A 13,044-nucleotide genomic window follows, 5' to 3' on the forward strand; every position below is an offset into this window, starting at 1 on the left:
ATGTCCTATAGCCAAAAACGTCGTTTTGTCGCGGGCGCGGTGTGCCCGCGTTGTTCCGAAATGGACAAACTGGTGGTGTATAACGAAGACGGCAAGGATTACCGGGAATGTGTCAGTTGCGGCTACAAGGATGAGATGCGTTTTCCACAACAGGCACGGGAGTTGGACACACGCGTAAACAGTAGCGAAGAAGAAAAGGCAGGCCAGACCCAGGTGATAAAAATTCTGCCCTTCGATGCTGATAACAAATAGGCGATGTTACTTAATGGGTGACCTTCGCTCGCGGCTGGCTAAAGGAGATGTCAATATCCATGCTGTCTGTCAAACAGGGCCAGCGGCTCAGCTCTTTGTCCCAGCCATTGCGCTTGTGCTGCTGCACGTATTGTTGAATCTGTTTGCCAGCAAAACGGTGCTTGTCCAATAACAATTCCGCCGAAAACAACACCGCCTGGTCCAGCTCATTGGCGAAGGGCTCGCCAATCAATTCGTGGGCAATAATGTTGGCACGGGTCATATCAAGCGGTGCCAGCGGAATACCGCATTGGCTGATAAACCGGTCATTGATTTCTTCCAGCAGACGATGCGCGAGGTAGGCTTCTTCAAGCAAGGCACCAATGTAACCGGGGTTGCGCACAATGCCTGGCGGATTCAGAAAATAATCGCAGGCAATGCGCAGCAGCGGTTTGATCTCCTCATAGATACCGGCCTCGTGCGTGATGTCGGTAATCGCCTCAACAAAGTCGGCCACCTGTTCAACATAGTGCACAACGAAGTTAATCAGAGCCGGCACAGCACCGGTGTCTGGCAAACGGATTGCCTTGTGCAACGACGGGATACGGGGTTCCAATGCCTTACGGAAAGACCGACTGCTCTCTTCGTTCACACGTATATATTCCACCATACCGCGAATGCGGGCCACCCGTTCCTGACACATAACAATCACTGACTGTACTCCAAATGAGCCAGCCAATCCTTGCTGACATAAACATAAATAAACATGGGGTTTTGATTCATTAACACTAATACATCGCTACCTGATCGCAAGCTGTCTTTAAGACTATCTTATTCTAAGCAACCGGTTAAAGTCGGCATCAAATATAACATTAGTGCATATAGGAAATATTAAAAAAACCTCTCCACACCTGCTACATAAGCTCCGCCAAAAAACATATTGCAAAGGGTGATGAGAAAAATAACAACAACACAGGGTTGTTATAAAAAACAGCCGAGCATTTTTAAAATGATTACAGCGCCATATTTCCCGACTTTAGCGCACCGCCCTCAACTTTGAAAATTCAATCACGATGCACGGCAGCAAACTACCGATAAAAATCCTTAAAGGTCAGGCTTTTCCGAGCAAGCCGTTCAGGCTCTGCTGACGCGCTTGCCCTGCCGGTAATTGTTTTTAAATAGGTAAAATAACAACCGACGCTAAAACATCATCTATGATGAGAAATGAAACACGCTGTTGTCATTCGGAATATTGATTTTTCAGTCTATTTCACCGGTTTCGAAAAAGTGACGGATGCAGTATTACGCCTTTTTCCTTGTCTGCACGGTGCCCGCTATCAATTTGCCGAATCGTGCGATGCGCTAAAGCGCTCTGTGTCTGTCAGGTCTTTTGCCCGTGTCCTGGCCCGTAGTTAGAACATAAACATAACAAACTACCCGGAGAAGATAGGGAATGAAGCAACGAGCAGGCAAACCAGGCTCCCCCTGGCTGCTCGCACCGGTACTGGCAGGTGTCGGCTATCCGGCACTGGCAGCAGAGGTCGAGCGCTGGGCATTCAATATGATTGAAGGTGTTACACCGATCAGTCGCGAAATTCACGGCTTGCACATGGAGATGTTCTGGTGGTGTGTCGCCATCGGCGTGCTGGTGTTCGGGGTGATGCTGTTCAGCATGATCTTCCACCGCAAATCCCGTGGCGTAAAGGCCGCACAATTCCATGAAAATACCTGGCTGGAAATCACCTGGACGGTGCTTCCCATTGTCATTCTGGTGTTGATGGCGCTACCGGCAACCCGCACACTGATCAACCTCTACGACACTGACGAAGCCGATATGGATATTCTTATCACCGGCTATCAGTGGCGCTGGAAATACGACTACGTTAATGACGATCTCAGTTTTTTCAGCAACCTCAGCACCCCCCGCGAACAAATCGACGGCCTGGTCGCCAAAGGGCCCTATTACCTGCTGGAAGTCGATGAGCCGTTAGTGGTGCCCATCAATCAAAAAATCCGTTTTCTGATTACCGCCAATGACGTCATCCACTCCTGGTGGGTGCCTGCCTTCGGCGTTAAAAAAGATGCCATTCCCGGTTTTATCAAGGAATCCTGGGCGACCATTATCGAACCGGGTATTTACCGCGGCCAGTGCGCCGAACTGTGTGGACAGGATCATGGCTTTATGCCAATTGTGGTTGAGGCAAAAACCGAAGCCGATTACCAAGTGTGGCTCAGTGAAAAACAGGCCGAAATGGCAGCCATCCGCGAACTCACCGCGAAAACGTTCACCTTCGATGAACTTTACCAGCGCGGCGAACAGGTTTATTTGCGCGCTTGCGCCGCTTGCCACCAGGCCAACGGTGAAGGTGTGCCGCCCACCTTCCCGGCATTAAAAGGTGACTCCATGGTCACCGGCCCGATAGCCGACCACATTGAGGTGGTGGTACACGGCGTTCGCGGTACTGCCATGCAGGCGTTTGGTGAGCAACTGAGCGAAGTGGATATCGCCGCCGTGGTGACCTACGAGCGCAACGCCTGGGGCAACAACATGGGCGATATGACGCAGCCGATTGATATCTATAACCATAAACAAGGCAAATAGGAGCGCAGTCATGGAACACGGCCCCGCAAAAGGTTTGACACGCTGGCTATTTACCACCAATCACAAAGATATTGGCACGCTCTATTTATGGTTCAGTTTCACCATGTTTTTACTCGGTGGCGTTTTTGCCATGGTGATTCGTGCGGAATTGTTTGAGCCAGGCTTGCAAATTGTCGAGCCCAACTTTTTCAATCAGATGACCACCATGCACGGGCTGATCATGGTATTCGGTGCGGTGATGCCGGCGTTTGTCGGGCTTGCCAACTGGCTGATTCCGTTGATGATCGGCGCTCCGGATATGGCATTGCCGCGCATGAATAACTGGAGTTTCTGGATTCTCCCCTTCGCCTTTTGCATGCTGATTTCCACCCTGTTTATGGAAGGCGGCGGGCCCAATTTTGGCTGGACGTTTTACGCTCCGCTTTCCACTACCTACGCACCACCCAGCGTGACATTTTTTATTTTTTCCATTCATATCATGGGCGCCAGCTCCATCATGGGGGCGATTAATATCATCGCTACCATTTTAAATTTGCGTGCGCCCGGCATGACCATGATGAAGATGCCGCTGTTTGTCTGGACCTGGTTGATTACCGCCTGGTTATTGATTGCGGTAATGCCGGTGCTGGCCGGTGTGGTGACCATGATGTTGATGGATATTCATTTCGGTACCAGCTTTTTTAACGCCGCTGGCGGTGGCGACCCGGTACTCTTCCAGCACATTTTCTGGTTCTTCGGGCATCCGGAAGTTTACATTATGATTTTGCCCGCCTTCGGCATTGTCAGCGCGATTATCCCCACCTTCGCGCGCAAGCCGCTGTTCGGTTATTCCTCGATGGTGTACGCCACCGCTGCCATCGCCTTTCTCAGTTTTATTGTCTGGGCGCACCACATGTTTACGGCCGGTATGCCACTGGCCGGTGAATTGTTTTTTATGTACGCCACCATGCTCATCGCCATTCCTACCGGGGTGAAAGTCTTCAACTGGGTAGCCACCATGTTTCGCGGCGCCATGACCTTTGAAACGCCGATGCTGTTTTCCATCGCCTTTGTAGTGCTGTTTACCATTGGCGGGTTTTCCGGGTTGATGCTGGCCATTGCACCGGCAGATTTTCAATACCACGATACTTACTTTGTAGTAGCTCACTTTCATTATGTGCTGGTGCCCGGCGCGATATTTTCCATCACCGCAGCGGTGTATTACTGGCTGCCGAAATGGTGCGGCCGCATGTACAACGAGCTGATGGGAAAAACCCATTTCTGGCTGGCCTTTATTGGTTTGAATCTTACCTTTTTCCCCATGCATTTTTCCGGGCTGGCCGGTATGCCACGGCGTATTCCCGATTACCACATGATGTTTGCCGACTGGAATATGATTTCTTCAATGGGGGCATTTTTATTTGCCGGCGCACAGGTTTTATTTTTATACATTGTTATTTCAACCATCGTCGCCGGCCGTAAAGCCAGCGACAAGGTATGGGAAAACCCGGAAGGGCTTGAGTGGACTGTCGCTTCTCCGGCGCCTTACCACACCTTCTCACGACCACCACCGATTCAATAATCGCAGGTGTCTGAACCATGAAATTGCCAGGGCCAGCCAATCCGATTTATCAACTCTGCATTCGTCTGGGTGCATTGGTGGTGGCGATGTTTGTGTTTGCCGTCTGGATTATGCCGCCGCTGTATGACGTGTTTTGTGAAATTACCGGGCTCAACGGAAAAACCGGCGCACGTTACGAAGCCATGCCAGCGGGGGCGGATGAATCGCGGTTGATCACCGTGCAATTTGTCGCCATCAACAATGAAACCATGTCCTGGAATTTCGCGCCGCAAACACGCCGCATACAGGTACATCCGGGCGCACAAACGCGCATTGATTATCACGTGCAAAACGCCAGCAGTAAAAATATGGTTGGCCAGGCAATTCCCAGCCTGGTGCCGTTTAAGGCGGCCAGTTTTTTTCATAAAACCGAATGCTTCTGCTTTGAACAGCAGCCGCTGGCAGCCGGCGAAAGTGCCGTGTTGCCGATGTACTTTATTGTTGACCCCGAGCTGCCGGCCTATATCAAAACCATTACCTTGTCTTACACCTTGTTTGATGTGACCGATCGCTTTGCCAACGATATTCCACTGACACAAATTTTTTCCAACACGGATTGAATCCAAACGGAGAAACCTATGGCTGCCAATGAAAATGTTTATTACGTTCCCGCGCAAAGCAGGTTGCCATTGCTGGCCAGTATTGCCCTGTTTTTAACCGTATTCGGTGCAGCGCACTGGTTAAACGGCTCCGCCAAAGGGCCGTGGATTTTCCTCACCGGGGCGCTGCTCTTCGCCGCGGTATTGTGGTCGTGGTTTGCCACCGTTATTCATGAAAACATGGCAGGCCTCAATAACCAGCAACTGAAGCGTTCCTACGTGTGGGCAATGGGCTGGTTTATTTTCAGTGAAGTGATGTTTTTCGCAGCGTTTTTTGGCGCACTCTTTTATGTGCGCACCTTTGCGCTGCCGTGGCTGAGCGGCGCTGGCGATACCTCATCTACCAACGAATTTTTATGGCCGGGTTTTACCGAACAATGGCCGCTGATGACCACACCTGACATGGTAAGGCATGGTGAACAGGCGGTGATGACAGGCCCTGCAGAAAACATGAGCTTCCCGGGTTTTAAAGCCATGCTCGGCTGGTTGCCGTTGTGGAATACGCTGGTGCTGGTCACCTCCAGCCTGACCGTGCACATCGCCCACGGCGCTTTGAAAAATAATAACCGCAAGTCATTCAATCTATGGCTGGGCATTACCGTGTTGCTGGGTATCAGCTTTGTTGCATTGCAAGCCTGGGAGTATCACCACGCTTATACCGCGATGGGGTTAACACTCAACTCCGGTATTTATGGCGCGACCTTTTTTATGCTGACCGGTTTTCACGGCGCCCACGTCACCATCGGTACCTTGATGTTATTGATTATGTGGTTGCGTTCGGTGTTGAAAAATCATTTCAAACCGCATGACAGTTTTGGTTTTGAGGCGGCCAGCTGGTACTGGCATTTTGTCGATGTGGTCTGGGTGGTGCTGTTTTTCGTCGTGTATATTTTTGGCTGATAACACTTAAAGACGATGATCCCACGGCGCCTGACTGTGCAAAATGCCCGAGGCAAAACCGTAGATCAGACAGATCATCAGCAACACCGCCAGGGTAATGCGAACACCCAGCGCATACCAGGTACGGCGCGATTGCGGCATGTCGGCATCTTTTAACAGGAAGCCCAGCGCGCCAAACAGGCTCGCCACAATAGCAATGAGCAACATCACAATAATAATTTTCAACCACATACTGGTTACCTCGATAACGGGCAGGATGGTGGATAGTGATAAAAATAGCGCCGTTGGCAGAAAAGTCTAACGTTTCACCAAATAAAAAAATAACGTTGCTAACGTCGTTGATCTTGCCTTTACTGATAGTAGCGGGTTGCTGGCAACTCCAACGAGCAGCAGAAAAGCGCGACATGGAACAGCATTGGCAAGCACAACAACAGCTGCCTGTGGTTGTTCTGAACGGCAATAACATCCTGCAGCTACCGGATTATCAGCAAGTAATGTCAAACGGGTATTTTTCACCGATACACCAGTGGTATCTCGATAACCGCCATCGTCAGGGCCAATACGGCTTTGAAATATTGCAGGAATTCATCCTGGATGACGGCGCAAAGTTGCTGGTTAATCGGGGTTGGGTTGCGGCCGGAAGCGGTCGGCAACATTTACCGAAAGTCGTCACTCCGGCAGGACAGCAGACCATTTTCGGAGAACTCATGACATTACAGCCCTATGCCCTGCTGGAAAACATACCCATCAGCAACAGCTGGCCACAGGTTATTTTGCATCCGGATCTCACGCGCATGCGCGACCAGCTTGATTATCCCCTGCCATCGCGCTACGTGCGTCTGGATGGCACCAGCCAGGGCGCGTTGATCACCAACTGGCAGCTAACCGCCCTGTCCTCGGCCCGGCACATGGGCTATGCCGTGCAATGGTTTGCCATGGCAATAGCGCTGGTGATGTGGTTTCTCATTGCCAACACCGCATTACCGGGAAAATTACGGGCTCAATTGAACAACAGGAATACACGCTCATGAATACGTCTTCTTCGGGGCCAACAACCACATGGTATGCAAAAAAACGTCGCGGGCAGTGGACCGCAGCAACCTTGATGTTAATTATTTTTATCCCGATGGCGGTGGCGATATTTGTCTATCACACCGGCGTTGGTATGCCGGCAGGTACGATGAATAAAGGGGTGTTATTACAGCAGCCGGTAAATTTTGGTGGTTTTTCTCTGAATAACATGCAGCACCAAACCTGGAATATTGAAGAGCAAAAAAGTAAATGGCGCTGGGTGATTACCGGCAAAAACGGCTGCGATGCGCGCTGTGAAGAACAACTTTATATGACCCGTCAGGCACACATTCGTCTTGGCGAAAAAGCCGGTCGTGTAGAACGAATTTTTCTGGTGCCTGACAGCGCCCTGCAACAGGGCGTTGCTGAATCCCTGCAACGCGATCACCCGCATATGACCTTGCTGACACTGTCAGATGCCGAATTTCAACAGTTGATGACCGGCCTCGGCCAGCAATTACCCTCAACCGTTAACGCCGACACATCGGTGTTTTTAATGGACCCGGACGCCTGGCTGATGATGGCCTATCAGGAAAGTCATCAGGGCGGTGATCTTCTCGACGACATCAAACGTATGTTGAAACTGAGTTACGAGGACTAATAACCATGGTGTTGTCGGGCTACCGAAAGGGACTCTTGTACGCAGGCATTGCTGCCACCTTGTTAACCGCCGTGGTGGTGGTACTCGGGGCATTTACCCGGCTCTCCGATGCCGGCCTCGGTTGTCCGGATTGGCCAGGTTGTTACGGCCATTTAACCTGGCCGAAAAGCGAAGGCGCGATTGCTGCCGCCGAAGCCCGCTTTCCGGAATTTCCGGTCGAGCACGATAAAACCTGGCCGGAAATGGTGCACCGTTATTTTGCCGGTTTGTTGGGGTTGGTGATTCTTGCCATCACCGTCTCGGTATGGCGCAAAGCGCACGCTCTGCCCCTGCACGAGTATCCCCGCTGGCACACCTTGTCATTGTTGTTGCTGGTAATTGTTCAAGCGCTGTTTGGTATGTGGACGGTCACACTGAAGTTGTGGCCGCAAATTGTTACCGCGCATTTACTGGGCGGTTTTGCCACGCTCACGCTGTTATGGCTGCTGGTGCAGCGCACCGGAAACTTTCAATGGTCACTACCCGAATCGCAACGACGCTTTCGCAATCGCACCTTGTGGCTGGCGCTACTGGTGACCCTGTTAGTGATAATGCAGATTGCATTGGGCGGCTGGACCAGCGCCAACTACGCCGCACTCGCCTGCACAGACTTTCCGCGTTGTCACAACGAATGGTGGCCAGCGATGGATTTTCATTCCGGTTTTGATATCGCTCAGGACATCGGCCCCAACTATCTTGGCGGGCTGTTGGAAAACGAAGCGCGCACTGCCATCCACATGACGCACCGCATCGGCGCGTTGATCGTAACCGTCACCCTGTTGTGGCTGATTTTTCGTTTGCTGCGCAGCGCGCTGTCGCGCAGTAAACCGCTGGCACTGTTTCTGTTGGTGGTGCTCTGCCTGCAAATAATGCTGGGCATTACCAATGTGCTGGCTTCGCTGCCACTGACGGTGGCGGTGGCCCACAACGCCACGGGCGCCCTTTTATTATTGACCATGGTCACCTTGTGCCATCGTCTGATGACCGCCAGATTCGAGAACGGGAGATCTTTACCATGACCTACGCAGCAGCCAAAGCCGTTTCTTCCTCCAGCTGGCGGGATTACTACCAACTCTGTAAACCGCGGGTGGTGATGCTGATGATACTCACCTCGGCAATCGGCATGTTACTCGCGGTGCCCGGCATGGTGCCGCTGCATGTGCTGATTATCGGCAACCTCGGCATTGCCCTCTGCGCCGGTTCGGCCGCAGCAATCAATCATCTGGTGGATCGTCACATTGATGAAAAAATGGCGCGCACTTTCAATCGCCCGCTGGTGCAGGGGCGCCTGGCACCGCGGCAGGCGGCGTGGTTTGCGTTGATTATTGGCTGCACCGGTATGTTTTTACTGTGCGTATTTATTAACGTACTCACCGCCATGCTAACGCTGGCATCGCTGATTGGTTACGCCGTGGTTTACACACTTTTTTTAAAACGCACCACGCCGCAAAATATTGTGATTGGCGGTATCGCCGGTGCCGCACCGCCCTTGCTCGGCTGGACCGCCGTTACCAATGAAGTTCATGCGCACGCGTTGCTGCTGGTGCTGATTATTTTCGCCTGGACACCGCCACACTTCTGGGCACTGGCAGTGCATCGCCGGGATGAATACGCCAAAGCCGATATTCCCATGCTGCCGGTAACCCACGGCATTGCTTATACCAAACTGCACATTCTGCTTTACACCATCATGCTCTGCCTGGTGTCGCTGTTGCCCTGGTTCACCGGTATGTTTGGCTGGTTGTATTTGCTCGGCGCCGTGGTGCTGGGTGCAGGTTTTATGTACTGGTCACTGGCGATGATTTTCAGCAAAAAACCCGGTGTAGGCATGGATACGTTCCGCTACTCCATCGTTTATTTAATGGCTTTATTTGTGATTATGTTACTGGATCATTACCTGGTGGCAACCGCCAGTATCACCACGCCAATTTTATAATGGAATAAATAATGAGCGGGCTTGAAAATACACCGGCACAACAACGTGGAATTCGCAACACGGTACTGATACTGGTGGCAATTGTTGTCGCGGTGATGGCGCTGGCGGTCTATAAAGTATTACGCCCGCAAGCGATGAGCATTGAGCAACTGCAAACTCACCAGGGTTTTTTATTTGAAACGCCGCGACGTTTCAATGACTTTTCTTTGATTGACCACCAAAACCGGCCCTTCACGCGGCAGCAGTTGCAAGAAAAGTGGTCACTGATTTATTTCGGATTTACCCACTGCCCGGACATTTGCCCGACCGCCCTGACGGAAATAAAACGCACGCTGGATAATTTACCGCAGGCTATGCGTGACAATACCCGCGTGGTGCTGGTAACGCTCGACCCGGCACGGGATACCCCGGCGATATTGCAACAATACGTTAACGCCTTTGATCCGGCCTTTATCGGTGTTACCGGCGAATTTCTCGACATTCGCCGCTTTGCCAATGAAGTGAATGTCGCCTTTGCCAAAACCCCACTGGGCGATGACTACACCATTGACCACAGCACCCACCTGGTATTGATTAACCCCAAAGGCGATTACCACGCCTTTTTTCGTCCGCCGTTTAACAGTGACACACTGGGCATCACACTACCGGAAATAATGGCGCGCTGGAATTAACGGGAATATTGTTGTAAACGCCGGATAAAAAAACATGTCGGCAACATATTCTGATGGCAAGCGGACCGAACCAGCGGCTCATTCCGCTTGAGCAAACTGCTAATCGCGGATGTAGGATGCAAGAATGGTATTTAAAAAACGCTGCCCCAGCGCGGTGGTTTGCAAAACCGCCGGATCGCTATTGACCAACCCTTTGCTCACCAATTCCTGCCACTGTGGCTGCAACGCAGCCAATGTCAGTCCGGTACGCTGCTGAAAAATATCACCCGGCACACCATCATTCAAACGCAACGCATTCATTAAAAACTCCAGCGGCAAAGCTTCCGCTTGTAAAACTTCACCACCACCATTAAAACTGTTCAAATGCCCGCCGACCGCCGCAGGGATTTTATTGTGTGCGGCAAGATAATGTTGCGGCAAACGGGTTTTCCACTGCCGAACGATGGCCTGTTTTTCCGGCAGGGTAATTTTGCCGTGCGCACCGGCGCCTATTCCCAGGTAATCACCAAACTGCCAGTAATTCAAATTGTGACGGGCACGGCGGTTATCCCGCGCATAGGCCGATACTTCATATTGTTGATAACCGGCATCGGCCAATTTTTGAAAACCTGCGTCCTGAATATCCACCAGAATATCTTCTTCGGGCAACACCGGCGGGGCAGAATAAAAAGCGGTATTTTGTTCGATGGTTAATTGATACCAGGACAAATGTGACGGCGCCAGGGCAATCGCCTGGTCCAGATCCGCCAGCGCATCGGCTACTGACTGCTGCGGCAAACCGTGCATCAAATCCAGGTTGAAATTATCAAAACCCGCACCGCGTGCAACATCCGCCGAGCACAAGGCTTCATCGCGGTTGTGCACTCTGCCTAATAATTGCAGCTGCGTTTGATTAAAACTCTGAATACCAATCGACAAGCGATTGACGCCCGCCAGGCGAAAGCCGCGAAACTTCTCCTGTTCAAAAGTGCCAGGGTTAGCTTCCAGAGTAATTTCAATATCCGGTTCAAAGCCAATCAGCCGCTCTGCGGCTTGCAAGATGTCACCAATCGCTTTGGCAGAAAATAAACTCGGTGTGCCTCCACCGAAAAAAATACTGGTGATCTTGCGACCCTGCGCCAATACCTGATCCTGTTCCAGGTCATGAATCAATGCAGCAACATACTCCGCCTCCGGCATATCGGTACGCGCTTCGTGCGAATTAAAATCGCAGTAAGGGCATTTACGAATGCACCAGGGAATATGGATGTAGAGCGCCAGTGGCGGCAGCAGTAATGACATGATAATCGCCGTTTATTGACCCGACTCGCTCAGTGCTTGCAATAACAATTGCATAGCGCGGCCGCGATGGCTGACACGATTTTTTTCGGCTTTATCCAGTTCGGCTGCGGTGCATTGCAGATCCGGCAGAAAAAATAACGGATCATAACCAAAACCACCCTCACCACGCGCTTCAGTAAGGATGCGCCCTTCCCAACTGCAATGGCAGAGAATCGGCGTGGGGTCTTCTGCATGCCGCATAAAAGCCAACACACAGTGGTAACGGGCGGTACGCTTTTCTTCCGGGATGCCGTTCAGCTCCTGAAGCAATTTCTGATTATTTGCGGCATCGTTTGCACCTTCACCGGAATAGCGTGCCGAGTAAATTCCAGGGCGACCGTTCAACGCGTCCACTTCAATACCCGAGTCATCTGCAATAGCGGGCAAACCGGTTTCGGCGCAGGCATGGCGAGCTTTGAGGATTGCGTTTTCAACAAACGTGAGGCCGGTTTCTTCGGCATTCTCTACCGCAAAATCCGATTGCGGTAAGACGTCAAAACCGCAATCTGCCAGCAGTTGCTGAAACTCACGTAATTTACCGGCATTACCGCTGGCCAGTACCAGTTTCTGTTGCATGATTTAATCCTGTTGATAGCTGAACATCGTCAGCCCAATATACCGGGGTTAATTGTTGTAGACGAAAAACGAGTTTCTATTCCGCTGTATCCCTCAGGGCATTTCAGACTCGCCGTAAATGCATCCATGCAGGCTCGACTGCCGCATCCCTGCGGCAGACGGTCTGAAATGCCCTGAGGGATACCGCTTGGCTCTGTGCCTTTAATAATTCAGTACAACCTGAAAAAACAGCTCAAGCGCCGCGATATTATTGAGCTACTTCAAAACGACCAAAGCGTGACCTGTGAGAGACCAAACCTTGTTTGTATAAATAAAAAACGGCGCGCCGATATCATACCGACGCGCCGTTGCTGTTTATAACCTCAATCACCTGAATGCAGGGTACGAGTAAAGCGAACCGTAAACGGCTGGCTCTGTTCCTCAACTTGCACTTGAACCGCAAAGTTCATAATTTCTTCGTTGGTGTGGCGCAAATCTGCCAGATAGTAAGTGGCATTGCCTTCATCAATAGTGCGGAACTCCAACTTGCGTTGCTGTTGCATCATATTGGTAGCGGTACCGGTGATGGTGGCTGGCAACCCCAACGAATGACCGGCTTCGGTTTCGCGCGTCACACTCACATTCACCAGCGCGCGATTTTTAGCCCGGTTAATCTGGTAAACAGCGGCTACATCCGCAGGAATAAACGCACTGTTAAAAACCGTATAGTGCACCGTGTAATCCCCAAATTTTTGGGTACTCTCAACGGTTTTTGTTTGATCTATTTGCGCATGAGCCGCCGTTACACAGCCCAGCCAAACGATAAAAGCAGCAATCAATTTCATAGGGTTTATCCTGTAAAAACAAGGGAACATTTTGCTGCAAAATAACAGGGAATTTTTAATTGCCGTTTTCTGCA

Annotated in this window: 15 protein-coding genes; 10 read left to right on the forward strand and 5 right to left on the reverse strand. The window is 51.2% G+C overall.

Annotation, left to right across the window (positions count from 1 at the left end; translation table 11 throughout):
- Nucleotides 1-252, forward strand: coding sequence for a YheV family putative zinc ribbon protein (locus tag C4F51_RS00265; RefSeq protein ID WP_193906096.1), 252 nt, complete (start codon nt 1-3; stop codon nt 250-252).
- A gap of 10 nt (nt 253-262) precedes the next feature.
- Here the strand turns inward: C4F51_RS00265 and C4F51_RS00270 are convergent, their stop codons facing one another.
- The gene (locus tag C4F51_RS00270) at nt 263-934 is read right to left on the reverse strand and encodes a hypothetical protein (RefSeq protein WP_235992370.1); all 672 of its coding nucleotides are present in this window, start codon (nt 932-934) and stop codon (nt 263-265) included.
- A 750-nt stretch (nt 935-1,684) separates the two neighbouring features.
- Here C4F51_RS00270 and coxB point away from each other — a divergent pair.
- Genes coxB through C4F51_RS00290 form a run of 4 tightly spaced genes read left to right on the forward strand, consistent with a single transcriptional unit; the run spans nt 1,685 to nt 5,932 of the window.
- On the forward strand, nt 1,685-2,833 hold the full coding sequence (gene coxB / locus C4F51_RS00275) for a cytochrome c oxidase subunit II (protein ID WP_193906100.1): 1,149 nt from the start codon (nt 1,685-1,687) through the stop codon (nt 2,831-2,833).
- 10 nt (nt 2,834-2,843) lie between these two features.
- A complete protein-coding gene (ctaD, locus tag C4F51_RS00280; protein WP_193906102.1) occupies nt 2,844-4,394 on the forward strand; it encodes a cytochrome c oxidase subunit I in 1,551 nt (516 codons plus the stop codon).
- 17 nt (nt 4,395-4,411) lie between these two features.
- Complete coding sequence (locus C4F51_RS00285; RefSeq protein ID WP_193906104.1) at nt 4,412-4,993, forward strand: cytochrome c oxidase assembly protein; 582 nt, start codon at nt 4,412-4,414, stop codon at nt 4,991-4,993.
- Between the two features lie 18 nt (nt 4,994-5,011).
- Entirely contained in the window at nt 5,012-5,932 is a 921-nt protein-coding gene (locus C4F51_RS00290) for a cytochrome c oxidase subunit 3 (RefSeq protein WP_193906106.1), read from the forward strand.
- Nucleotides 5,933-5,938: 6 nt separating this feature from the next.
- On the opposite strand, the gene C4F51_RS00295 is transcribed toward C4F51_RS00290, so the two are convergent.
- Entirely contained in the window at nt 5,939-6,163 is a 225-nt protein-coding gene (locus C4F51_RS00295; RefSeq protein WP_193906110.1) for a DUF2909 domain-containing protein, read from the reverse strand.
- 35 nt (nt 6,164-6,198) lie between these two features.
- Between C4F51_RS00295 and C4F51_RS00300 the strand changes: the two genes are divergently transcribed.
- The 5 genes from C4F51_RS00300 to C4F51_RS00320 are packed head-to-tail and all read left to right on the forward strand — an operon-like array spanning nt 6,199 to nt 10,250.
- Nucleotides 6,199-6,963 carry an SURF1 family protein gene (locus C4F51_RS00300; protein ID WP_193906112.1) on the forward strand — a complete coding sequence of 255 codons (765 nt, stop codon included), beginning with the start codon at nt 6,199-6,201 and terminating at the stop codon, nt 6,961-6,963.
- A complete protein-coding gene (locus C4F51_RS00305; RefSeq protein ID WP_193906114.1) occupies nt 6,960-7,604 on the forward strand; it encodes a hypothetical protein in 645 nt (214 codons plus the stop codon). Before C4F51_RS00300 ends, C4F51_RS00305 begins: the two co-directional genes overlap by 4 nt.
- Before the next feature lie 5 nt (nt 7,605-7,609).
- Nucleotides 7,610-8,662: a COX15/CtaA family protein gene (locus tag C4F51_RS00310; RefSeq protein ID WP_193906116.1), complete on the forward strand. Its 1,053-nt coding sequence runs from the start codon at nt 7,610-7,612 to the stop codon at nt 8,660-8,662.
- Nucleotides 8,659-9,579, forward strand: coding sequence for a heme o synthase (gene cyoE / locus C4F51_RS00315; RefSeq protein WP_193906118.1), 921 nt, complete (start codon nt 8,659-8,661; stop codon nt 9,577-9,579). The genes C4F51_RS00310 and cyoE overlap by 4 nt, the downstream gene beginning before the upstream one ends.
- Nucleotides 9,580-9,590: 11 nt before the next feature.
- A complete protein-coding gene (locus C4F51_RS00320) occupies nt 9,591-10,250 on the forward strand; it encodes an SCO family protein (RefSeq protein ID WP_193906120.1) in 660 nt (219 codons plus the stop codon).
- 99 nt (nt 10,251-10,349) lie between these two features.
- On the opposite strand, the gene hemW is transcribed toward C4F51_RS00320, so the two are convergent.
- The 3 genes from hemW to C4F51_RS00335 all read right to left on the reverse strand — a co-directional run bounded on the left by hemW (nt 10,350) and on the right by C4F51_RS00335 (nt 12,970).
- A complete protein-coding gene (gene hemW / locus C4F51_RS00325) occupies nt 10,350-11,531 on the reverse strand; it encodes a radical SAM family heme chaperone HemW (RefSeq protein ID WP_193906122.1) in 1,182 nt (393 codons plus the stop codon).
- A 12-nt stretch (nt 11,532-11,543) separates the two neighbouring features.
- Nucleotides 11,544-12,146, reverse strand: a complete 603-nt coding sequence (locus C4F51_RS00330) for an XTP/dITP diphosphatase (protein ID WP_193906124.1) — start codon at nt 12,144-12,146, stop codon at nt 11,544-11,546.
- A 362-nt stretch (nt 12,147-12,508) separates the two neighbouring features.
- Complete coding sequence (locus tag C4F51_RS00335; protein ID WP_193906126.1) at nt 12,509-12,970, reverse strand: DUF4426 domain-containing protein; 462 nt, start codon at nt 12,968-12,970, stop codon at nt 12,509-12,511.
- Between the last annotated feature and the right edge of the window lie 74 nt (nt 12,971-13,044).

Source organism: Cellvibrio polysaccharolyticus (assembly GCF_015182315.1).
GTDB classification, from domain to species: domain Bacteria; phylum Pseudomonadota; class Gammaproteobacteria; order Pseudomonadales; family Cellvibrionaceae; genus Cellvibrio; species Cellvibrio polysaccharolyticus.

Bases quoted from the DNA above. Each gene is read 5' to 3' on its own strand.
- coxB (WP_193906100.1), top strand. From the start codon at position 1,685: ATGAAGCAACGAGCAGGCAAACCAGGCTCCCCCTGGCTGCTCGCACCG.
- ctaD (WP_193906102.1), top strand. From the start codon at position 2,844: ATGGAACACGGCCCCGCAAAAGGTTTGACACGCTGGCTATTTACCACC.
- C4F51_RS00285 (WP_193906104.1), top strand. From the start codon at position 4,412: ATGAAATTGCCAGGGCCAGCCAATCCGATTTATCAACTCTGCATTCGT.
- hemW (WP_193906122.1), bottom strand. From the start codon at position 11,531: ATGTCATTACTGCTGCCGCCACTGGCGCTCTACATCCATATTCCCTGG.
- C4F51_RS00265 (WP_193906096.1), top strand. From the start codon at position 1: ATGTCCTATAGCCAAAAACGTCGTTTTGTCGCGGGCGCGGTGTGCCCG.
- C4F51_RS00320 (WP_193906120.1), top strand. From the start codon at position 9,591: ATGAGCGGGCTTGAAAATACACCGGCACAACAACGTGGAATTCGCAAC.
- C4F51_RS00270 (WP_235992370.1), bottom strand. From the start codon at position 934: ATGTGTCAGGAACGGGTGGCCCGCATTCGCGGTATGGTGGAATATATA.
- C4F51_RS00295 (WP_193906110.1), bottom strand. From the start codon at position 6,163: ATGTGGTTGAAAATTATTATTGTGATGTTGCTCATTGCTATTGTGGCG.
- C4F51_RS00330 (WP_193906124.1), bottom strand. From the start codon at position 12,146: ATGCAACAGAAACTGGTACTGGCCAGCGGTAATGCCGGTAAATTACGT.
- C4F51_RS00335 (WP_193906126.1), bottom strand. From the start codon at position 12,970: ATGAAATTGATTGCTGCTTTTATCGTTTGGCTGGGCTGTGTAACGGCG.
- cyoE (WP_193906118.1), top strand. From the start codon at position 8,659: ATGACCTACGCAGCAGCCAAAGCCGTTTCTTCCTCCAGCTGGCGGGAT.
- C4F51_RS00290 (WP_193906106.1), top strand. From the start codon at position 5,012: ATGGCTGCCAATGAAAATGTTTATTACGTTCCCGCGCAAAGCAGGTTG.
- C4F51_RS00305 (WP_193906114.1), top strand. From the start codon at position 6,960: ATGAATACGTCTTCTTCGGGGCCAACAACCACATGGTATGCAAAAAAA.
- C4F51_RS00310 (WP_193906116.1), top strand. From the start codon at position 7,610: ATGGTGTTGTCGGGCTACCGAAAGGGACTCTTGTACGCAGGCATTGCT.